The sequence below is a fragment of the Phaeovulum molybdatiresistens genome, from assembly GCF_023544865.1.
GTDB lineage: Bacteria > Pseudomonadota > Alphaproteobacteria > Rhodobacterales > Rhodobacteraceae > Pontitalea.
On the sequence record NZ_JAMJFX010000009.1, the window covers coordinates 71,377 to 91,676 of the forward strand.

The following is a 20,300-nucleotide window of genomic DNA, read 5'->3' on the forward strand; positions in this document are numbered from 1 at the left end:
AACCGGATGAAGGCGAAGGGGGCAAGCGATGAGCGATGACGCGCTGGTAATCTTCACCCCGTCGGGCAAGCGGGGTCGCGTGGCGATCGGCACATCGGTGCTGCAGGCCGCGCGGCAGCTGGGGGTCGATCTTGATTCGGTTTGCGGCGGCCGCGGCATCTGTTCGAAATGCCAGGTGGCGCCCGCATTTGGCGCATTTCCCAAGCATGGCATCACGGTGGGTGCTGCGGCGCTTTCGCCCCCGAACGCGGTCGAGGATCGCTATGACCGGGTCCGCGGCCTGCCGCCGGGGCGCCGCCTTGGCTGCCAGGCGCGGATCATGGCCGATGTCGTGCTGGACGTGCCGCCCGAAAGCCAGGTGCATCGCCAAGTGATCCGGAAATCCGCCACCGAGCGGGTGATGCAGATGGACCCAGCGACACGGCTTTGTTTTGCCGAGGTGGCCGCCCCCGACATGCATGACCCCACAGGTGATTTTCAAAGACTTGCCGCAGCCCTGAAAGAGCAGTGGAGTATCAGTGATCTGCACGCCGACCTTGATGTCTTGCGCAAACTGCAGGCCAGCCTGCGCAAGGGCGGCTGGCAGGTGACCTGTGCCATCCATCACGACCATATGGGCCCGCCCCGATTGATCGGGATCTGGCCCGGCTATCACGAAGGCCCGCTGTTCGGTCTGGCGATCGATCTGGGCTCGACCACCATCGCGGGCCATCTGGTCGATCTTGGCGATGGCCGGGTGCTGGCCTCGTCGGGGATGATGAACCCGCAGATCCGCTTTGGCGAAGACCTGATGAGCCGCGTGTCCCATGCGATGATGACCCCCACCGGCGCGCGGGATATGACGGCCGCAGTGCAGAACGCGCTGGCCGCGCTTGGCCGGGTGCTGGCGGACGAGGCCGGTGTGACGGCGGATGCGATTGTCGAGGCGACCGTCGTCTGCAACCCGGTCATGCATCATCTGCTGCTGGGGATCGACCCGGTCGAACTGGGTCAGGCGCCCTTCGCGCTGGCCAGTTCGGACAGCCTGTCGATCCGCGCCGCCGAGATTGGCCTGACCACGATCGCGCCCGCAGCACGCGCCTATATCCTGCCCTTGATCGCGGGCCATGTCGGCGCTGATGCCGCCGCGGTTGCCCTGTCCGAGGCGCCCGAATCGCAGGACGCCCTGACGCTGATCCTGGATGTGGGCACCAATGCCGAAATCCTGCTGGGCAACCGCAGCCGGGTGCTGGCCTGTTCCTCGCCCACCGGCCCCGCCTTCGAAGGCGCGCAGATCTCCTCGGGCCAGCGCGCCGCGCCCGGCGCGATAGAACGGCTGGAGATCAACCCCGCCACCAAAGAGCCACGCTTTCGCGTGATCGGATGCGATCTGTGGTCCGATGCGCCCGGCTTTGCCAGCGCCGCCCCCGCCATCACCGGCATCTGCGGATCGGGCATCATCGAGGCGGTGGCCGAAATGCGCGCCGCCGGCGTCGTCGATGCCAGCGGGCTGATCGGATCGGCCGAACAGGTGGGCAGCGCGCGTTGTCAGCCGACCGGGCGCACCCAAGAATATGTGATCCATGATGCCAGCGCAGCAGGCGGGCCGCGCATCACCGTCACCCAGGGCGACATCCGCGCGATCCAACTGGCCAAATCGGCGCTTTACGCGGGCGCGCGGTTGTTGATGGATGAAATGGGCGTCGACCGGGTGGACCGGGTCGTGCTGGCCGGCGCCTTCGGGGCCCACATCAGCCCCAAACACGCGATGATCCTTGGGATGATCCCCGATGTGCCGCTGGCGGCCGTCACCTCGGCGGGCAATGCTGCGGGAACGGGCGCGCGCATGGCGCTGTGTTCGGTCAGCGCGCGGCGCGCGATCGAGGCGCAGGTCAAACGCATCACCAAGATCGAAACCGCGATCGAGCCACGATTCCAGGACCATTTCGTCGCCGCCAGCGCCCTGCCCCACGCCACCGCCCCCTTCCCGGAACTGGCCCGGGTTGTGACCCTGCCGGATGTGGCTTTCAACACCCGATCGGGCAACACCGGATCGGGCGGCGAAGGGGGCGGGCGCCGGCGCCGCCGGGGCTGACGCGCGCGCCTTTCGGCTTTGCAGAAATATCCTCGGGGGTGAATGGCCGCAGGCCAGAGGGGGCAGACAGCCCCCTTGCCCGCCCCCCGCTTGCCCGCCGCCCCTGTCGGGCGCCATTTTTCCCGCCCCGCCGCGCGCCCCCGCTTGACGTCGCCCGCGCCATCGCTTACCTGTCCCACCCACGCGGGTGTAGCTCAATGGTAGAGCCGCAGCTTCCCAAGCTGAAGACGAGGGTTCGATTCCCTTCACCCGCTCCATCCCCCGAAACCTGCCGATCTTTCCCGCTGGCTTGGGCCTGCGCCTTTCGCTATCACCGTCGCACAATCTCAACGGACAGGAGACGGCGATGGCCGATATCAAACGCATCGAATGCGGCGCCCGCATGAGCGAGGCCGTGGTCTACAACGGCATGATCTGGCTTGCCGGCCAGGTCGGCGCGCCGGGCAAAAGCGTGACCGAACAGACCACCGAAATCCTGGCCTCGATCGACCGGCTGCTGGCCGCGGCCGGGTCGGACAAGACCCGCATCCTGTCGGCGCAGATCTGGCTGGCCGATATCGCCGATTTCGCCGAGATGAACGCGGTCTGGGATGCCTGGGTGCCGCAGGGCCACTGCCCCGCCCGCGCCACCGGCGAGGCCAAGCTGGCCACCCCGGATTATCGCGTGGAAATCATCGTCACCGCCGCGCAGGCCTGACCGACGGGGCGGGCCCGTGCGCCCTGTTCCCCGCAATGGGCCCCGCAATGGGCGGTGCGCGCTTTTCATTCACGCGCCGCTCGCCTAAAGGGATCGAACCGGCGGGATGACCCCGCGACGAAAGAAAGCCCCTGATGCAGACCATCACCACCACCGACGCCCTTGCCGCCTTTTGCGAACAGGCGAAAACCCAAGCCTACGTCACCGTCGACACCGAATTCCTGCGCGAACGGACCTATTGGTCCAAGCTCTGCCTTGTGCAGATGGCGCTGCCGGGCAAGGACGGCGCGGCCGTGCTGGTCGACCCGCTGGCCGATGGCCTGTCGCTGGAGCCGCTCTATGACCTGTTCCGCCATGAAGGCACGGTCAAGGTGTTCCACGCCGCCCGCCAGGACCTGGAGATCTTCTTTACCGAAGCCGGGGTCTTCCCCAAGCCGCTGTTCGACACCCAGATCGCCGCGATGGTCTGCGGCTTTGGCGAACAGGTGGGCTATGAAACGCTGGTCAAGAAGATCGCGCGTCAGGCGCTGGACAAGACGTCGCGGTTCACCGACTGGTCGCGCCGCCCGCTGACCGAGGCGCAGCTGGTCTATGCGCTGGCGGATGTGACCCATCTGCGGGTGATCTATGAATTCCTGTCCAAAGAGCTGCAGAAATCCGGCCGCGAAGCCTGGGTCGAGGAGGAAGAGGCGATCCTGCTGTCACCCGAAACCTATATCACCCGCCCCGAAGAGGCCTGGCAGCGCGTCAAGACACGCACCACCTCGGGGCGGTTCCTGGCGATCGTGCGCGAACTGGCGCGCTTCCGCGAGGCCCATGCCCAGGCCCGCAACATCCCCCGTTCGCGCATCTTCAAGGATGATGCGCTGCTGGAACTGGCCTCGACCAAGCCGACCTCGCTGGAGGAACTGGGAAAGTCGCGCCTGCTGCTGCGCGAGGCGCGCCGCGGTGACATTGCCGATGGCATCCTGGCCGCAGTGAAAGCCGGGCTTGAGGCCCGCCCCGAAACCTTCCCCAAGGTCGAGGAGGAAGCCGCCCAGCTGCAGGTCAACACCGCGCTGGCCGATCTGCTGCGGGTGCTGCTGAAGGCAAAATCCGAAGAGGCGGGCGTCGCCGCCAAGCTGATCGCGACGTCATCGGATCTGGACCGGATCGCGGCGGGCAAACGCGACGTGCCCGCGCTGACCGGCTGGCGCCATGAGGTCTTTGGCCACGACGCGCTGCGCCTGGCGCGTGGGGAAATCGCCCTGACCGCCGCGGGCGGCGCAGTGCGGGTGGTGGTGGCCTAGCCCCGGCCCGCGTCCCGGCCTGTCACGACACAAAACGCGCCCCGGGCCCATGCACCGGGGCGGCGGCGGGGCCGGGTTCAGCGGCTGACGGCGCGCGAATTGCCCGCGCCGGTCACCACGATGCGCTGCACCCCGGCCAGGCGGATGGTCGACAGATGCGTGGCCACCGTCACCTCACGCGATTGCGGGGTGGATACGCGCGTGGCGGCGGGTGTGCCGGGGGCCGGTTCGGCCAGGGCAAAGCGATAGGTCAGCACGCCATCGACCGGAAGCCCGTCGTTTTCGGGCACCAGTTCGGCATCCCACCAGCCTTGGGTCGGCGGCAATCCGGCGGCGAAGATGATCGCGCCGCCGGGGGTCTGGCGGACCTCCAGCCGGGTGACCTCGGCCACCAGCGCGCGCGCATCGCCCGGCCGCCCGGTATCGGTCTGCACGACCGCCGCCGGGGCGGCTTCGGACCGGCCAAACCAGTTGAACGGGTTCAGGCGGCTTTCGCCGACCCGGTCACACCCGGACAGCGACAGCGCCACAGACAGCGCGAGCAGGACGGGAAGCTTCGACGTCATGGGCCCTCCGGGTGCAATTGCCCCCCTTGGGTAGCCGATCGGAAGGGTTTTGAAAAGGCCGCCACTGGACCTTGGGCCACGCCGGCGCTAGCACAAGGCAAACCGGAAAAAGGAACGCGCCATGGCCACCCCCGCCTTTGAGGAGATCGCCGAGACCTTCGAATTCCTGGACGACTGGGAAGACCGCTATCGCCATGTGATCGAACTGGGCCGCGCCATGCCCGCGCTGGACGAGGCGCTGCGTGTGCCCGCGATCAAGGTGGAAGGCTGCGCCAGCCAGGTCTGGCTTTTGCCGCGGATTGACGGCACCGGCCCCGGCGCGCGGTTCGATTTTCAGGGCGAAAGCGATGCAATGATCGTGCGCGGTCTGATCGCGGTGCTGCATGCGCTGTATGCCGGGCTGACGGTGGCCGAGGTGGGCCAGGTCGATGCCGCCGCGGAACTGGGCCGGCTGGGGCTGAACGATCACCTGTCCGCGCAGCGGTCGAACGGGCTGCGCGCGATGGTCGAACGCATCCGGAAACTGGCGGCGGAAACGGCGGCGGGCTGAACGCCCCTGCCCGCCCGCGTGCGGGCAGCCCCTGTGGGCGCCTCCGGCGGGAGTATTTGGGCCAAGAAGAAGCGGTCAGAGAGTAATGGGCCTGCGATCGCCCGCGGCGAAGCGGCGCAGGACGGCCGGATAGAGCTGATGTTCCATTTTCAGCACGCGCGCGGCCAGCGTATCAGCCGTGTCGCCCGGTTCCACCGGCACCCGCGCCTGGCCCAGGATCGGGCCGTCATCCAGAACGGGCGTCACCTCATGCACGGTGCAGCCGGCCTGCGTGTCGCCCGCCGCGATCGCGCGGGCATGGGTGTTCAGGCCCGGATATTTCGGCAAAAGCGAGGGGTGGATGTTCAGCATCCGCCCGGCAAAGCGGTTCACGAAATCCGGGGTCAGCACGCGCATGAACCCCGCAAGGCACAGGATGTCGGGTTCGGCGGCGAGAATCGGCTTGAGAAGTTCGGCCTCGAACGCGGCGCGGTCCTTGCCGAAGGGGCGGTGATCGACCACCGCCGTCGGCACGCCAAGCGCCGCGGCCTTTTCCAGGCCCGAGGCCGCAGGATCGTTCGACACCACCAGAACCGGCCGCGCCGGATGATCGCCCACCATGCTCTCGACCAGGCGGATCATGTTCGATCCGCCCCCCGAGATCAGGATGACGACGCGTTTCACAGCAGGCGGCCCCGATAGCTGACGCCCTGCCCTTCGGTGACGGTGCCGATCACGGTGACAATTTCGCCCTGCGTTTCCAGCAGGTTGCGCAGCGCCTCGGCGCGGTCGGGGGCGACGACGCAGATCATGCCGATGCCGCAGTTGAAGGTCTTGAGGAGTTCAGCCTCGGCCATATTCGCGGTTTCGGCCAGCCAGCGGAAGACCGGCGGCAGCTGCCAGGACGACAGGTCGATCGTCGCGCCAAGCCCCTCGGGCAGGACGCGGGGCAGGTTTTCGGTCAGCCCGCCGCCGGTGATATGGGCCAGCGCATGCACGCCGCCCGCCCGCACCGCCGCCAGCGCCTGTTTGACATAGAGCCGGGTCGGCGCCAGCAGGGCCGCGCCAAGGCTGCCCTCGGCGAAGGGCGCGGCGGCGTCCCAGCCAAGGCCGGAAAGTTCAACCACCTTGCGCACGAAGGAATAGCCGTTGGAATGCATCCCGTTCGAGCCCAGCCCCAGCAGGACATCGCCCGCCTGCACGCCACTGGGCAGATCGGCGCCGCGTTCCATCGCACCCACGGCAAAGCCGGCAAGGTCGAAGTCGCCCTTGTGATACATGCCCGGCATTTCCGCCGTTTCGCCCCCGATCAGCGCGCAACCCGATTGCGCGCAGCCCTCGGCGATGCCGTTGATGATGCGGGTAGCCTGATCGACATCCAGCTTGCCGGTGGCAAAGTAATCCAGGAAGAACAGCGGCTCGGCCCCCTGGCAGACCAGGTCGTTCACGCACATCGCCACCAGATCGATGCCGATCGTGTCGACATTGCCGGTGTCGATCGCGATGCGCAGCTTGGTGCCCACGCCATCGGTCGCGGCGACCAGCACCGGATCGGTATAGCCCGCGGCCTTCAGATCGAACAGCGCGCCGAAACCGCCCAAGCCCGACATCGTGCCCGTGCGCGCGGTGCGTTTCGCCGCCGGCTTGATCCGTTCCACCAATGCATTGCCCGCATCGATATCGACGCCTGCATCGGCATAGGTCAGCCCGTTCTTGCCCTCACTTGCGCCCGTGCTCATCGTCGCGAACTCCGCCTGAAACCCCGTTGCCCGCGCCTTAGCGCAATGACCGCGCGGGGGCAACGGATATGGCCCGAACGGCCCGATATTCTTGCACCGCCGATATTCTTGACCCGGCGCGGCAATCTGCTAGGCAAGGATCAGACCTTGGGGGCCTGTAGCTCAATGGTCAGAGCAGGGCGCTCATAACGCCTTGGTTGGGGGTTCGAGTCCCTCCGGGCCTACCAAACCAACACAAAAACAATTTCTTTTTAAAGGCTTGATTGGGATTCCGGACCACGACATCATCGTCATAGTCCATCTTGGGACCGATTGAAAACAACCGGCGACGCCCCATGGCGAAGGCTGCAAACCCGGTCCGCTCGACGCCTTCTGTGTCGATTTCGGACGTCTTCGCCGCTGACTGGGCCATCGTCGACATGAATTCATATTGTGTCGAACCACACGTGACGAGTTCACCCGCGGTGGCCTGTCCGAATTCCATGCTGAGAGCGACCTGCTTTGCCCTGACGATCGGCAAGACTAGCTTGGACGACCTATTTCCGGACCCTGCTCCACCGGCCCTCTGGCGATGCGAGGGCCTTGCCATCTTCCCATGCAGGCCAGGTTGCGGCGCATATCTCATCGCGAGCAAGCTCCTCCATGAGATCGTCAAGAATTGACATCGAAACGAATGCAGGTCCCTTTTTTGCAGGCTGCCAGAAAATTGAAAGACGCCCATTGATCATCTGGTCATTCGCGGGACCAAGGCCGTGCATGAGGGTACTGCCCGAGCGGTCGCGACCCTCGACTTGGACGGCACGCCAGATATTGGCTACAAACGCGCCCAGAGAGCCAGTGTTCAGCTTTTTCTTCTGCTTCGTCTCGGCGCTTTGCCAAAACGCGCGACATGGTCATCAAGGCGTTGGGTTTCCTTGGTGTCGGGACCGAGGAAGGCGTCAGGATCGCGGCAAACGCCTTCTTGCCCTGCACCTGCAGCTGCCTTCCTTCATCCACAGGTCTTCGTCCTCGGGCGGTTGCGGCGAAGGGCGGCTTTGGGTGATGACGGGCGGGTTTTATCGATGGCCGCATCGTCGGTGATCGTGGTCTGGGTATCCCGGCGACCCAGCAGCGTCTGGACATCCGGCAGTGCCTTAGTGTCTTCGCGCGGCCCCGGTTTGAACTGCTGTGGGTTCTGTTTCGGAAAAAATGCAGGTTGTCCCCATACCCAGGCAACAGCGCCTGCGGTCGTATCACTTCAAGATATTTCTGCAGCAGCTCCGACGCCGCGGCGCCAAGATCGATACGCAGATCATTGTCCCGTGGGGTGGCTCGGACAGCAACGTGATTGCGTTTCGAACCCCTGTCGATCTGCAGGATGATGATTTCGAGCTCCTGGAAGCCCGATGATCGCCGGTGGTGTCAGCAGAGCGAGAGAACGCGCGGCCAGATGGCTGCGTGGCAAGGGAACACGAAAATACGCCAGGCATGTTCGATGTCCCTGCGGAACCCGGGCATTTCCGAACGTGAAGTGCCGCCTATATAGCCCATGTGAACAACTGGGGGCCGCGCCATGAAGATCAACGAAGACCTGACAAAACCCGTCATGTTGGATGCCGGGGCGATGGAATGGGTGCCAAGCCCCGCTGCCGGCGTGGATCGCCGGATGCTCTATCGGGAAGGGGCCGAGGTTGCACGCGCCACATCCATCGTGCGCTATGCCGCGGGCAGTGCCTTTCCCCCGCATGTGCATTCCGGGGGCGAGGAGATCCTGGTCCTGTCCGGCACGTTTCAGGATGAACATGGCGACTATCCTGCGGGCAGCTATTTTCGCAACCCGCCCGGCACCGCACACAGCCCCGCCGCGGCCGAGGGCTGCGAGATCTTCGTGCGACTTTGGCAATTCCGGCAGGGGGACGGGGCGCAGATCGTGCGGCAGCCGGGCGAGGGGGACCCATTGCCCCCGCGCCAAGGCGTTGCCGCGTCGCGCCAGCTGTTCGATGATGGGGCCGAGAGGGTCGTGATCGAAAGCTGGGCCGCGGGTGCCGCGGTGACGGTCCCGAACCGCCGCGGGCTGGAGTTTCTGGTCCTGTCGGGCAGCATGACCGTCGAGGGGCAGGCGACCCTGTCGGCGCAAGGATGGGGGCGTCTGCCCGCAGGCCAGGATCTGACCGCGACGGCTGGCGCCGAGGGGGCCAAGATCTGGATCAAGGATGCCCCCCTTCAGCACCCCGATGTGCTGACGATGCCGGTCTGATCCGGGGGCGGGAATGACCAGGACAACCGTCGCCATCATCGGCGCAGGCCTTGCCGGCCTGAACGCCGCGCGGCTGCTGCACCGGGCCGGGGTGGACTTTCAGCTTTTCGAGGCACGCGATCGGGCCGGTGGACGCATCCTGACGGTGGATGCGTCAGGGGTGCCAGCCGAGGATGGCTTTGACCTTGGCCCCTCCTGGTTCTGGCCGCAGATGCAGCCCGGGATCGGCGATCTGGTGGCCGCGCTTGGTCTGCCCAGCTTTGCCCAGCACAGCACAGGCGATTTTGTCTTTGAACGCAGGAGGGGCGAAAGCCCGCACTGCATGCCGGGCATGGCGCAAGAGCCGCCGTCAATGCGCCTTGTCGGCGGGACGGCGGCACTGGTGCGCGCCCTGTTGCGTGACCTTCCGCAGGCGGCGCTGCAGTTTGGCACGCCGGTCACCGCCCTTCGTCTTGGTCACGCTGGGGTCGAGGTGACGGCGGGCGGGCAGAGGCTTGAAGCCCGACATGTCATCGTGGCCATGCCGCCGCGCCTGTTGGCGGAAAAGGTCGCGCTGCACCCAGCGCCCCGGCCGCAAGACCTTGCGCGGTGGAAGGCCACGGCGACCTGGATGGCCCCGCATGCCAAGGTGATGGTCCTTTACGACCGCCCATTCTGGCGCGAGGCGGGTTTTTCGGGCATGGCGCAAAGCCTGGTCGGCCCGTTGGCCGAAATCCATGATGCGACCACGGCCAGCGGCAAAGCAGCCCTGTTCGGCTTTGCCGCTGTGCCCGCCACACACCGCGCTACAATCGGCGAGGACGCCCTGACCCGCGCGGTGATCCAGCAAGTCACGCGGCTCTTCGGCCCCGAGGCTGCGGCACCCCGCGCGACCTTGGTCATGGACTGGGCCGCCGACCCCTGGACGGCCACGGTTGCCGATCGCACACCCACGGGCCACCCCGCGCCTTGGCCGGGGAATTGGGTGACCGGCGACTGGGCGGGGCGCCTGATCATGGCGGGCAGTGAAACAAGCCCGGTCGAGCCCGGTTATCTGACAGGGGCGGTGGAGGCGTCAGAGCTGGCTGTCGCCCGGGTTCTGGGTTTGTAGAACTCTGGCCGGGTTTGCGCATGCACAACCGCGGTCGACTTGGGGTCCTTCGCGAAAGGCGTGACCATTCGACCCGTTGCAGACAGTCGCGTAATCTGGCGGCATTTCGATCCCCACCAAGCGAAAAGGCGATCCGCCGGGTCGCTTGGCCGCGTCCGTGAGGACGGTGCTGAAGCAGGCGGAGGTGCTTGTCACCAAGTTGAGCTGATGATTTCTCGCAGAGACGTTGGGTTCCGCAACTTCAGGCCGCCGGGGGCTTTTCGCACAGGTCCGTCAGGACATCGGCCGCAATCTCGAATGAACGGACCCGGGCTGTGTGGTCGTGGATCATTCCGGTGATCATCAGCTCATCGGGGCGGAAGGTGTCGATCAGCGCAGCAAGCTGGTCGCGCACCGTCGCGGCCGCGCCGGTGGCGGAACAGGACAGGGCCTGACGCACCTGGGCCAGGATCGGCGCGGGGATGTCGCGATCCAGATCGCGGGTCGGGTGCGGCAGCTTGCCGGGCTGCCCCGTGCGCAGCCGCGCGAAGGCCAGCATCTGTGACGATCGCAGGAATGCCGCCTCGTCATCGCTGTCGGCGGCACAGACGCCCGCCGCCATCATCACATAGGGTCGTTCCAGCCGATCCGAGGGCCGGAAGCTGCGACGATACACCTCCAGCGCCTGGCCCAGCATGGCGGGGGCGAAATGCGAGGCAAAGGCATAGGGCAGGCCCAGATAGGCCGCCAGCTGCGCACCATAAAGGCTGGATCCCAGGATCCAGACCGGGACATGGGTGCCGGTTCCCGGGATGGCGCGCACGGGCGCGGCGGCGGTGCCATTGCCATTGCCGAAATAGCCGATCAGTTCCTGCACATCGTGGGGGAAGCTGTCTTCGGGCGCCATATGGCGGCGCAAGGCGCGGGCCGTGGCCATGTCGGTGCCGGGCGCGCGCCCCAGCCCCAGATCGATCCGCCCGGGATACAGCGTCGCCAGCGTGCCGAACTGTTCCGCAATGACCAGCGGCGCGTGATTCGGCAGCATGATGCCGCCTGCGCCGATCCGCATCCTTCGGGTCTGGCTTGCCACATGGCCGATCAGCACGGCGGTGGCGGCACTGGCGATGCCCGGCATGTTGTGATGCTCGGCCAGCCAATAGCGGTGATAGCCGAAGCCTTCGGCCGCGCGGGCAAGATCGACGGTCGCCGCCAGCGCATCGGCTGCGGTGTGCCCCTCGGGGATGGGGGACAGGTCAAGAAGTGAAAAATGCTGCATCAAACCTCCGTCCGGACCAAGCTAATCATCCTGCGCGCCAAGGCCAAGGGGATTTGGCCGGTTCGGCCACCGGGTCCTGCGCGAGGCGTCATGCGGGGGCGGGGCGGTTGCCTTTTGCGCAAAGCATCTTAGGATGCGCGCGGTATTGACACCAACGTTGACCTTTCCTGGCCGGGCTGGACCATGACCCCCTATTCCAATCTCTCGGCCATCTTTCCCCTGCTTGTCGGCTTCAGGGCAAACAATGTCTAAGGGTTGCCGGATCGCATGACGCGCTTGGCAACCCGGATCTGACCTGAACCTTTGATTGCCCCCGCCGCCGCGCGTGGGGCGCTGCCTTGCAGGATCTGACATGACTTTCTGGACCACCCTTGCCCGCGCCGGGACGGCGTCGGGGGATGACATTCTTTTGCGCCAGCGCGGTGCGATCTTCGAAATCCGCTATAACGGGATCGAGCTGATGTCGAACCTTAACCACCAGTCCGAGGATCAGCTGGCCCGGCGCAGCCTGCGCCGGATGGACTTTCGCGCCCGCAAGATCCTGATCGGGGGGCTGGGGCTTGGCTTCACCCTGCGCGCGGTGCTGGATCTTGCGCCCGCGGATGCACGCGTCACGGTCTGTGAGTTGATCCCCGAGGTCGCCGCCTGGAACCGTGGCCCGCTGGCGCATCTGGCGGATCACCCGCTGGACGATCCGCGCACCCACCTGCGGATCGAGGATGTGCAGGCGCATCTTGCGCAAAGTCCCGGGGCCTATGACCTGATCCTGCTGGATACGGACAATGGCCCCGATGTCCTGGTCCGGACCGAAAACACCGGGCTTTACCACGACACCGGCCTTGCGATGGTGGCCAAGGCGCTGACCCAAGGGGGATTGGCGGTTTTCTGGTCGGCCACCGCCTCGCCCGAATTTGAAGGCCGGCTTTCCGCCCACCCCTGGGCCTGGCTGCGCGAGGATATTCCGCTGGTGCCCGGGCGGGGCGACGCCACGCATCACATCTATAGCTGCAGCCGGGACGCGGCCCTGTTACACAGGCGCAAGGCCGCCTGAGAGGGGGGCGGGCACGGGCGGTCCGGGCAGTTTTGGGGGCAGGAAGCAATGGTCAAGGTTCCGACATCGCGCGTTGACAAGTTGTTGTCCTCGATGGGTTATGGCTCGCGCAACGAAATGGCGCGGCTGGCCAGGGCGGGCGGCATCACGCTGGACGCGGCCCCGCTTCGGGATGTCAGCAAACGCATCCCCGTCACGCCGGATCTGCCCGCCCGCATGAAGATCGACGGCGAAGCGCTCGACCCGCTTGCGGGTCTGGTGATCCTTTTGAACAAGCCCTTGGGGATGACCTGTTCGCACAAGGAAGATGGGCCGCTGGTCTATGACCTGCTGCCCGCGCGGTGGCGACGGCGGGAACCGGCGATCTCGACCATCGGTCGTCTGGACAAGCAAACCACAGGTCTTCTGTTGCTGACCGATGATGGCGACCTGCTGCACCGGGTCATCAGCCCCAGGCGCCACGTCAAGAAGACCTATCGCGCCAAGCTGGCCCGCCCGCTTGATGGCACCGAGGGCGCGCTGTTTGCCTCGGGTCAATTGATGCTGGAAGGCGAGGACAAGCCCCTGGCGCCGGCCGAACTGGCGGTCGTCTCGGCAACCGAAGCCCTGCTGACCGTGACCGAGGGGCGATATCACCAGGTGCGCCGCATGTTCGCGGCCACCGGCAACCACGTCGAGGACCTGCACCGCGAACGTCTGGGCGGTTTGACGTTACCGGACGCGATGGCCCCGGGTCAGTGGAAGCTGCTGACGGACGCAGAGATCGCATTGATCTTTGCGTAACCCCAATTGCCCTGCGCCCCAAGCGTCGCGGGCCTTCCCCAGCGCTGCAAGGCCGGATGTCGCGGTTCAGGCAGCGTCTGCCACGGGCGGGGCTGGTAGCTGGTGCCGCTGCGTCAGGCCATGCGGCAGGCCACGTCCAGCATGCGGTTGGAAAAACCCCATTCGTTGTCATACCAGCCGAACACGCGCAGCATGCCGGCCTGCGTGACCCGCGTTTCCGACGTGGCCATGATGATGCTTTCGGGCCGCGCCCGCAGATCGGATGATACCAGCGGCAGATCGGTGGCGCCGATCACCCCGCCAGCCGCGTGGAAGGCCGCATTGACCGCCGCCACGGTCGCGGGACGTTCGGTCATCACCACCAGATCCACCGCCGAGACGCTGGCCGTGGGCACCCGCACGGCCGATCCCTCGATCCGCCCGGCGATCTGCGGCAGGACGCGGTCCAGCAAGCGCTGCGCGCTGGTGGTGGTGGGCACCATCGACAGCGCCGCCGCGCGCGACCGGGCGTAATCGGCGGCTGGCGCATCCACCGTGGGCTGGCTGCCGGTGTAGCAATGGATCGTGGTCATCGATCCGGTCACGATGCCCCAGTTTTCGTGGATCAGCCGCGCCAGCGGCGCCAGCGCATTGGTGGTGCAGGACGCGTTGGACACGATGCGCTGATCGGTCAGCGCCGCCTCATTCGCGCCCAGAACCACCGTCAGGTCCGCCGCCGCCGACGGACCCGAGATCAGCACCCGCCGCGCACCCGCCGCCAGGCCCCGCCCCGCCACCGCCGCACTGTCAGCACGGCCAGTGCATTCCATCACGACATCCACGCCCGACAGGTCCAGCCCCGACAGGTCGCCGCTGCGCGCAAGCGGGATCGCGCGCCCGTTCACAACCAGCGCGCCTGCGTCCAGCGTGGCCGTGCCGGGGAACGGGCCAAAGACGCTGTCATATTGAAACAGATAGGCGCACATGTCGGGCGCGGCGATGTCGTTGATGCCCGCGATCTCCAGCCCCGGCCAGCGATCGGGCCGCAGCGCCCAGGCGCGCAGCACCGACCGCCCGATCCGCCCGAACCCGTTGATGAACACCCGCATGATCCGCCTCCGCGCCGTTTCGCGGCGGAGGCTATGCCCGCCGCGGGCCAAGCTCAAGCGGCCATCGTGCAGGACAGGTGGCGGAAATGGCGACCCCGGAAGGAATCGAACCCTCAACCTGCCGATTAGAAGTCGGCTGCTCTATCCAGTTGAGCTACGGGGCCATTCGTGCCCTTTTGGGCCAAGCCCGCGCGTCGCGCAAGGCCCCTGTGGTCAGATCGCGCGGGTCATGAAGACGCTGTTGGGATCGGGGCCATAGCCTTCAAAGGGGCCGCATTCCACGAAACCTGCCTGCGTATAAAGCGCGCGCGCCGCCGCGAAGGACGGCTGGGCGCCGGTTTCCAGACTAAGGCGCGCGAATCCGGCGGTGCGGGCGTGGGCCATCAGATGGTCCAGCAAGTGCCGCGCCAGCCCCCTGCCCCGCGCCTCGGACAGGACATGCATCGATTTGATCTCGGCATGGGTCGCATCGATGCGCTTGAAGGCACCCATGCCCAGCGCCACGCCCGCCTCACGCATCACGAAGAACCAGATGCCCGGTGCGGCCAGCGCATCGGCGGGCAGCATGTGGATCGATTCGGGCGGGGTGTCGGCATGCATCGCCTGGGTATGACGGGCGTGCAGCAGGGCCAGATCGGGCTGCACCGGATGTTCCTGCGTGATGGTGATCATGGCTGCACCCTTTCGCCGACCGCATGTCGGCGCGGTTGTGCCAAGATCGGCCGGGCGCGGCAAGACCTGCCCGGCGCGATCAGTCCCGGTCTAGGGCGCGGGCGGCACCGGCAGACAGTCGGCGGGCAGTTGCAAAAGCCCCGCGCCAAAGACCGCATCAGGCCCCGGTTCGCCCAGATCGCGCGCGGCGGCGCGCAGCCGCTCGATCACGGCCTGCGCATCCAGGTCGGGCTCTGCCTCGCGCAGGATCGCGGCGGCGGCGGTGACGAAGGGCACCGCGAAGGACGTCCCCGTCTTGTGTCGCGCGCCGCTGACCGAGGCCGCCGTCCAGACATCGACCCCGGGCGCGGCCAGGTCGATATGCGGCCCCTGCGCGGCGCGGCGATAGACGCGGCCGTCGCGATCCACCGCCGTGACCGCGATTACCGGGTCATAGGCGGCCGGAAAGGCCGGTTCCGCCCGCGGCCCGCCATTGCCCGCCGCCGAGACCAGGACGATATCGCGGTCCACGGCAAGACGGGTGACCATCTCTTCCAGAACCGCGTTCGAGGGGCCCGCCAGGCTCAGGTTGATCACGCGCGCCCCGGCATCGGCCAGAAAGCCCAGCGCCTCGATCAGGTTGACGACATCGGCGCGCTCATCCCCGCGGTCGCGATAGAAGGCATCGACCGCCACCAGCCGCGCCCCGGGCACCAGCCCCGGTGACCGCGTTGCCGGATCGCCGACCAGAAGCGCCGCCACCGCCGTGCCGTGAATGGCGCGCGACGGGTCCATCCGGTCGGCGGACAGGCGGTGCAGTTCCAGCTGCGCACCAGCGAATGTGGCGTGGTTTTCGTTGATGCCGGTGTCGATCATGCCGATCGTCACGCTGCGCCCGCAACTGGCTGCGGCGCGGTCGGGAAAGCGCGGCCAGTCGATCACCTCGCGCGCCGGGCAATCGGCGCCCCGGCACCCCTCAAAGGCCTGTTCCGCCCGGTAGTAATGGTTGAAATCGGCCGCCTGCCCGGACGGTCGCGCGCGCACCGCGGCACGCGCCTGTTCCAGCGTCTGCCCGCGCGGGATCGCCAGCCGGTGCGCGGTCAGCCCAAGCCCCGGCACCGTCTGTTCTGACAGCACCGCAAAGCCCTGTTCGGTCAGCGCGGCCAGATCATCGGCGGCAAGGCCCAGCGCCACGATCTCGGCGGGGGCAAAGGCGGGGGGCGGCGGCGGGGGGGCGCTGCGGCGCGCCGGGGCCTGCGGCACACGGGTCGCGCGCGGCAGCAGGCGCCAGCCATCGCCATCGGTTTCGCGCCCACCCGACGGGCTGGCGCCGCTGCTTCTGTCGTCGTCGTCGTCGTCATCATCATCGTCGCCGTCATCATCGCCACCGTCATCGTCGTCATCGGCCCAGGCCGTGGCGACAAAGCCCGCCTCGGGCCAGACCACCGGCGGCAGGGCAAAGGCCGAGATCAACAGCAGCGGCAGCAGCAAAGGGGGGCGAAACGGCATGGCGAAATTCCTTCTGGCAAGCGGTCACTATCGCGAATACGTTCTGGGCGTGCATTTATTCCCCTGTGCCCGCAAGGCAACCCGGACAGGCTACGTCATATGGGCGATTCCTTTGAAACCGAACTGATTGCGCTATTGCCGAATCTGCGGCGCTTTGCGCTGTCGCTGTGCCGGCGTGGCGATCTGGCCGATGATCTGGTGCAGATCACCGTCGAAAAGGCGCTGGCCGCGCGTGACCGGCGCGACCCCGACCTGCGGCTGGATGCCTGGACCTTCCGTATCCTGCGCAACGCCTGGATCGACATGACCCGCCGCAACCGCACCCGCGGCACCGAGATCGACGTGACCGACGCCCCCGAATCCGCCACCGTCGACGGCGCGGGCGTCACCGAAAGCCGCCTGATGCTGAGCGCGACCGAGGCGGCGATCGCCGAACTGTCCGCCGATCACCGCGAGGTGCTGGTGCTGGTGGCCTATGAAGACCTGTCCTATGCCGAAGCGGCCGAGGTTCTGGGCGTGCCCAAGGGCACCGTCATGAGCCGCCTTGCCCGCGCCCGCGTAGCGCTTGCAGAAAAGTTGGGAATAAAATGACCGCTGCCGCGTTATCGCAGCGGATCAAGGAGAAGCGCAATGGCCAAAGCCACCCCCCAGACAGCCCCGGGCGATGACCTGCTGATGGCCTACGCCGATGGCGTGCTGGATGACGCCACCGCGCGCGACGTCGAGGCGGCAATGGCCGCCGACCCTGACATCGCGGCACAGGTCGCGATGTTTGCCCGCACCGCAGAGCTGCTGCGCGCCGATGCCGCCCGCCCGGCCCCGCCCGTCCCTGATGCGCTGCGCGCCCGGATCGAGGCGACGCTGGCCGCCGCGCGCCAGACACCCGGCGCCGCCGCTGCCCCCGCCCCAACCTCTGCCGGGGCGACGATCCTACCGTTCCTGCGCCGTGCCGCACCCGCGGCTGCCGCACGACCGGCTGCCGCACGACCGGCCGCCGCACGGCTGGCGCTGGCGGCATCCATCGCGCTGGCGGTGGGCCTGGGCGCGGGGTTCTGGGCCGGGCAGACCGGCAAGCCGCAGGGCGTGACCGGCGGCCTGCGCATCGCCGCGCTGGACAGCCCCGATCTGCCCGCCACGCTGGCCAGCCTGCCCTCGGGTCAGGTCGCCACGCTGCCCAACGGCGACCGCATCGCCGCAATCGCCAGCTTCCGCAACGGGGCGGGCGAATTCTGCCGCGAATTCGAACAGGACGGGGTGGATGGCCGGACGCTGGTTTCCGTGGCCTGCCACGGCGGCGCGGATTGGGATATCCGCTTGGCCATCGCCGCGCCGCGCGCGGATGCGCAAAGCTATGCCCCGGCCTCGTCGCTGGAAACGCTGGATGCCTTCATGGCCGCGACCGAGGCCGGCGCGCCGATGCCCCCCGACGAGGAGCAGGACGCGCTGGACGCGCTACGCTGACCCGCCCGCGGGCAGCGCGCGACGCCGATCAGCGCGCGCTGATGCCCCGCAGCCGGTCCGAGCGGCGGCGCAGCAATTCAACCGTGGTCAGAAGCGCGATCGAGATCACCACAAGGATCGTCGCCACCGCCAGGATCGCCGGGCTGATCTGTTCGCGGATGCCGTTCCACATCTGCCGCGGGATCGTCTGCTGGCTGTGATCGGCCACGAACAGCACCACCACCACCTCATCGAACGAGGTGACGAAGGCAAACAGCGCCCCCGAGATCACGCCCGGCAGGATCAGCGGCATGATCACCTTGAAGAAGGTCGTGCGCGGATTGGCCCCCAGCGAGGCCGCCGCCCGGGACAGGCTTTGATCAAAACCCACCAGCGTCGCGGTGACGGTGATGATGACAAAGGGAATGCCCAGCGTGGCGTGGGCCAGGATGATGCCGGGATAGGAATTGGCCAGACCCGTTTTTGAATAGAAGAAGAACAGCCCCGTCGCGGTGATGATGATCGGCACGATCATCGGCGAGATCAGCACCGCCATGATCGCCCGCCGGAACGGCATTTCCGGGCGCGACAGGCCCAGCGCCGCCAGCGTGCCCAGCACGGTCGCCAGCAGCGTCGAGAAAAAGCCGATGATGATGGAATTCTTGGTGACCTGCATCCATTGCGCATTGCGCCAGAAATCCCCCCACCAGGCCGCATCGCGCGGCGCATCGGGTGCCTGCATGCCGAAGGTCAGCAGGCTGTCATACCAGCGCAGCGAATAGCCTTCGGGATCAAGCGCCATCATCTTCTCGGTGAAGGTGAAATAGGGCTCGGCGTTGAACGACAGTGGCATGATGATCAGGATCGGCGAGATCAGGAACAGGAAGATCAGCGCGCAGATCACCAGATAGGTGTAATGCCAGAGCTTTTCGAGCGGGCTTGCATAGGCGGGAAGCGCCATTCGGGTCGGTCTCCTGTCTTCTCGCGGCCGGGGGCGCGGCCCCCGGACCCCCGGAGTATTTCAGCCAAGAAGAAGCCGGATCAGCCCAGCTTCAGATTGTCGATGCCCACGAGCTTGTCGTAGAGCCAGTAAAGGATCAGCACGCCCCCCAGAAGCAGGCCCGCAAGCGCCGCCGCCAGTGACCAGTTCAGCGATTTCTGCATGTGGAAGGCGATCAGGTTCGAGATCAGCTGGCCATCCGCGCCGCCCACAAGCGCGGGGGTGATGTAGTAGCCGACCGCCAGGATGAAGACCAGAAGCGCGCCCGCGCCGATGCCCGGCAGGGTTTGCGGCAGGTAAATCCGGCGGAAGGCGGTCCAGCTGGTGGCGCCCAGCGAACGGGCCGCGCGCACATAGCTGGGCGGGATCGGGCGCATGACCGAATAAAGCGGCAGCACCATGAAGGGCAGCAGGATATGGGTCATGGCGATGATCGTGCCCATCTGGTTGTAGATCATCTGGATGCGCCCGTCCGCGCCCACGATGCCAAGGGCGACGAGGGCATTGTTGATCACGCCCTGCTGTTGCAGCAGCACGATCCAGGATGTCGTGCGCACCAGAAGCGATGTCCAGAACGGCAAGAGCACCAGGATCATCAGCAGGTTGGATTTCGCCAGCGGCAGCGTCGCCAGAAGATGGGCGATCGGGAAGGCCAGCAGCAGGCAGGTGAAGGTGATCAGCGCCGAAAGCATCAAGGTGCGCCCGAACAGAAGCTTGTAGACGCGTTGCTTTTCATCAACCTGGACGATCGCGCCGGTCTGATCCCGGGTCAGGTCCAGCGCGGCAAGGTAGAAATCGGCGGTGATCGGGCTAGAGGCCGAGCGCATGGCCCGCCACAGAAGCGGGTCGCCCCAGCCCGCGTCCAGATCCAGGATCGCCTCGCGGTAGGGCGGTTCCAGGCTGTCGGCGCGGCGCGCGGCCGCGGTGAACAGCGACCGTGTGCCCGCCACGTCATAGTTGATGCGGGTTCCGGCTGCGCCGGCGGTGCGTTCGGCGCGCATCTGTTTGAGGTCGGCGGCAAGCGCGGCAAAGGCCGACTCGTCGATCGCCGCGCCGGGGGGATTGTCGTCGAACCATTGCCGCAGCGCGGGGGCGGCATCGGCGAAGGTGGGGTTATAGACCGACTGGAACAGCATCTGGCCGATCGGGACCACGAAGGTAATCAGCACGAACAGGAACAAAGGCGCCACCAGCGCCAGCGCCCTGCGGCGCGCGCGGGTCTGGGATGCGGCCAGCGCCGCCTTGAGCGGGCGGCCATCTGCGGTGGAAAGCGGGGCGGCGGCGTCAGTCATCGGTCATCCTG

21 protein-coding genes and 3 tRNA genes are annotated in these 20,300 nt (G+C 67.1%); 14 read left to right on the forward strand and 10 right to left on the reverse strand.

Annotation, left to right across the window (positions count from 1 at the left end; translation table 11 throughout):
* The first annotated feature begins 28 nt into the window (after nucleotides 1–28).
* The 4 genes from MXB90_RS08470 to rnd all read left to right on the forward strand — a co-directional run bounded on the left by MXB90_RS08470 (nucleotide 29) and on the right by rnd (nucleotide 4,060).
* Entirely contained in the window at nucleotides 29–2,074 is a 2,046-nt protein-coding gene (locus MXB90_RS08470; RefSeq protein ID WP_250043598.1) for an ASKHA domain-containing protein, read from the forward strand.
* Between the two features lie 183 nt (nucleotides 2,075–2,257).
* Nucleotides 2,258–2,331 (forward strand) — tRNA-Gly (locus tag MXB90_RS08475).
* Nucleotides 2,332–2,420: 89 nt separating this feature from the next.
* Nucleotides 2,421–2,771, forward strand: coding sequence for a RidA family protein (locus tag MXB90_RS08480; RefSeq protein ID WP_250043600.1), 351 nt, complete (start codon nucleotides 2,421–2,423; stop codon nucleotides 2,769–2,771).
* A 134-nt stretch (nucleotides 2,772–2,905) separates the two neighbouring features.
* Nucleotides 2,906–4,060 carry a ribonuclease D gene (rnd, locus tag MXB90_RS08485; RefSeq protein ID WP_250043602.1) on the forward strand — a complete coding sequence of 385 codons (1,155 nt, stop codon included), beginning with the start codon at nucleotides 2,906–2,908 and terminating at the stop codon, nucleotides 4,058–4,060.
* 77 nt (nucleotides 4,061–4,137) lie between these two features.
* On the opposite strand, the gene MXB90_RS08490 is transcribed toward rnd, so the two are convergent.
* A complete protein-coding gene (locus MXB90_RS08490; RefSeq protein ID WP_250043604.1) occupies nucleotides 4,138–4,626 on the reverse strand; it encodes a hypothetical protein in 489 nt (162 codons plus the stop codon).
* A 121-nt stretch (nucleotides 4,627–4,747) separates the two neighbouring features.
* Here MXB90_RS08490 and MXB90_RS08495 point away from each other — a divergent pair, with 121 nt between their 5' ends.
* The gene (locus MXB90_RS08495) at nucleotides 4,748–5,176 is read left to right on the forward strand and encodes a SufE family protein (RefSeq protein ID WP_250043606.1); all 429 of its coding nucleotides are present in this window, start codon (nucleotides 4,748–4,750) and stop codon (nucleotides 5,174–5,176) included.
* A gap of 75 nt (nucleotides 5,177–5,251) precedes the next feature.
* On the opposite strand, the gene purN is transcribed toward MXB90_RS08495, so the two are convergent.
* On the reverse strand, nucleotides 5,252–5,839 hold the full coding sequence (purN, locus tag MXB90_RS08500) for a phosphoribosylglycinamide formyltransferase (RefSeq protein ID WP_250043608.1): 588 nt from the start codon (nucleotides 5,837–5,839) through the stop codon (nucleotides 5,252–5,254).
* Nucleotides 5,836–6,894 carry a phosphoribosylformylglycinamidine cyclo-ligase gene (purM, locus tag MXB90_RS08505; protein WP_250043609.1) on the reverse strand — a complete coding sequence of 353 codons (1,059 nt, stop codon included), beginning with the start codon at nucleotides 6,892–6,894 and terminating at the stop codon, nucleotides 5,836–5,838. The genes purN and purM overlap by 4 nt, the downstream gene beginning before the upstream one ends.
* Nucleotides 6,895–7,045: 151 nt before the next feature.
* Here purM and MXB90_RS08510 point away from each other — a divergent pair.
* The 5 genes from MXB90_RS08510 to MXB90_RS08535 all read left to right on the forward strand — a co-directional run bounded on the left by MXB90_RS08510 (nucleotide 7,046) and on the right by MXB90_RS08535 (nucleotide 10,220).
* Nucleotides 7,046–7,121, forward strand: a tRNA-Ile gene (locus MXB90_RS08510).
* Nucleotides 7,122–7,229: 108 nt separating this feature from the next.
* A complete protein-coding gene (locus tag MXB90_RS08515; RefSeq protein WP_250043612.1) occupies nucleotides 7,230–7,556 on the forward strand; it encodes a hypothetical protein in 327 nt (108 codons plus the stop codon).
* 526 nt (nucleotides 7,557–8,082) lie between these two features.
* A complete protein-coding gene (locus tag MXB90_RS08520) occupies nucleotides 8,083–8,283 on the forward strand; it encodes a hypothetical protein (RefSeq protein ID WP_250043614.1) in 201 nt (66 codons plus the stop codon).
* A 163-nt stretch (nucleotides 8,284–8,446) separates the two neighbouring features.
* The gene (locus MXB90_RS08525; protein ID WP_250043616.1) at nucleotides 8,447–9,130 is read left to right on the forward strand and encodes a cupin domain-containing protein; all 684 of its coding nucleotides are present in this window, start codon (nucleotides 8,447–8,449) and stop codon (nucleotides 9,128–9,130) included.
* Nucleotides 9,131–9,143: 13 nt separating this feature from the next.
* Complete coding sequence (locus tag MXB90_RS08535) at nucleotides 9,144–10,220, forward strand: flavin monoamine oxidase family protein (RefSeq protein ID WP_284040775.1); 1,077 nt, start codon at nucleotides 9,144–9,146, stop codon at nucleotides 10,218–10,220.
* A 241-nt stretch (nucleotides 10,221–10,461) separates the two neighbouring features.
* On the opposite strand, the gene MXB90_RS08540 is transcribed toward MXB90_RS08535, so the two are convergent.
* A complete protein-coding gene (locus MXB90_RS08540; RefSeq protein ID WP_250043618.1) occupies nucleotides 10,462–11,475 on the reverse strand; it encodes an LLM class flavin-dependent oxidoreductase in 1,014 nt (337 codons plus the stop codon).
* Nucleotides 11,476–11,827: 352 nt separating this feature from the next.
* Here MXB90_RS08540 and MXB90_RS08545 point away from each other — a divergent pair, with 352 nt between their 5' ends.
* Entirely contained in the window at nucleotides 11,828–12,526 is a 699-nt protein-coding gene (locus tag MXB90_RS08545; RefSeq protein WP_250043620.1) for a spermidine synthase, read from the forward strand.
* A gap of 48 nt (nucleotides 12,527–12,574) precedes the next feature.
* Nucleotides 12,575–13,309, forward strand: coding sequence for a pseudouridine synthase (locus tag MXB90_RS08550; RefSeq protein WP_250043622.1), 735 nt, complete (start codon nucleotides 12,575–12,577; stop codon nucleotides 13,307–13,309).
* Between the two features lie 113 nt (nucleotides 13,310–13,422).
* Here MXB90_RS08550 and MXB90_RS08555 read toward each other — a convergent pair whose 3' ends face one another.
* The 4 genes from MXB90_RS08555 to MXB90_RS08570 form a co-directional block, all read right to left on the reverse strand.
* Nucleotides 13,423–14,397 carry a type I glyceraldehyde-3-phosphate dehydrogenase gene (locus MXB90_RS08555; RefSeq protein WP_250043624.1) on the reverse strand — a complete coding sequence of 325 codons (975 nt, stop codon included), beginning with the start codon at nucleotides 14,395–14,397 and terminating at the stop codon, nucleotides 13,423–13,425.
* Nucleotides 14,398–14,484: 87 nt separating this feature from the next.
* A tRNA-Arg gene (locus MXB90_RS08560) sits at nucleotides 14,485–14,561 on the reverse strand.
* Nucleotides 14,562–14,610: 49 nt separating this feature from the next.
* On the reverse strand, nucleotides 14,611–15,069 hold the full coding sequence (locus MXB90_RS08565; protein WP_250043626.1) for a GNAT family N-acetyltransferase: 459 nt from the start codon (nucleotides 15,067–15,069) through the stop codon (nucleotides 14,611–14,613).
* A 90-nt stretch (nucleotides 15,070–15,159) separates the two neighbouring features.
* The gene (locus MXB90_RS08570) at nucleotides 15,160–16,557 is read right to left on the reverse strand and encodes a S8 family serine peptidase (RefSeq protein ID WP_250043628.1); all 1,398 of its coding nucleotides are present in this window, start codon (nucleotides 16,555–16,557) and stop codon (nucleotides 15,160–15,162) included.
* A gap of 99 nt (nucleotides 16,558–16,656) precedes the next feature.
* On the opposite strand from MXB90_RS08570, the gene MXB90_RS08575 reads away from it, so the two are divergent.
* Together MXB90_RS08575 and MXB90_RS08580 are read left to right on the forward strand one after the other, a co-directional pair.
* Nucleotides 16,657–17,148 carry an RNA polymerase sigma factor gene (locus MXB90_RS08575; RefSeq protein ID WP_250043630.1) on the forward strand — a complete coding sequence of 164 codons (492 nt, stop codon included), beginning with the start codon at nucleotides 16,657–16,659 and terminating at the stop codon, nucleotides 17,146–17,148.
* A gap of 39 nt (nucleotides 17,149–17,187) precedes the next feature.
* The gene (locus tag MXB90_RS08580; protein ID WP_250043632.1) at nucleotides 17,188–18,018 is read left to right on the forward strand and encodes an anti-sigma factor family protein; all 831 of its coding nucleotides are present in this window, start codon (nucleotides 17,188–17,190) and stop codon (nucleotides 18,016–18,018) included.
* Nucleotides 18,019–18,046: 28 nt separating this feature from the next.
* Here MXB90_RS08580 and MXB90_RS08585 read toward each other — a convergent pair whose 3' ends face one another.
* Both MXB90_RS08585 and MXB90_RS08590 read right to left on the reverse strand, forming a co-directional pair.
* Complete coding sequence (locus tag MXB90_RS08585) at nucleotides 18,047–18,958, reverse strand: ABC transporter permease (protein WP_250043633.1); 912 nt, start codon at nucleotides 18,956–18,958, stop codon at nucleotides 18,047–18,049.
* A gap of 80 nt (nucleotides 18,959–19,038) precedes the next feature.
* A complete protein-coding gene (locus MXB90_RS08590; protein WP_250043634.1) occupies nucleotides 19,039–20,289 on the reverse strand; it encodes an ABC transporter permease in 1,251 nt (416 codons plus the stop codon).
* Nucleotides 20,290–20,300 lie beyond the last annotated feature (11 nt).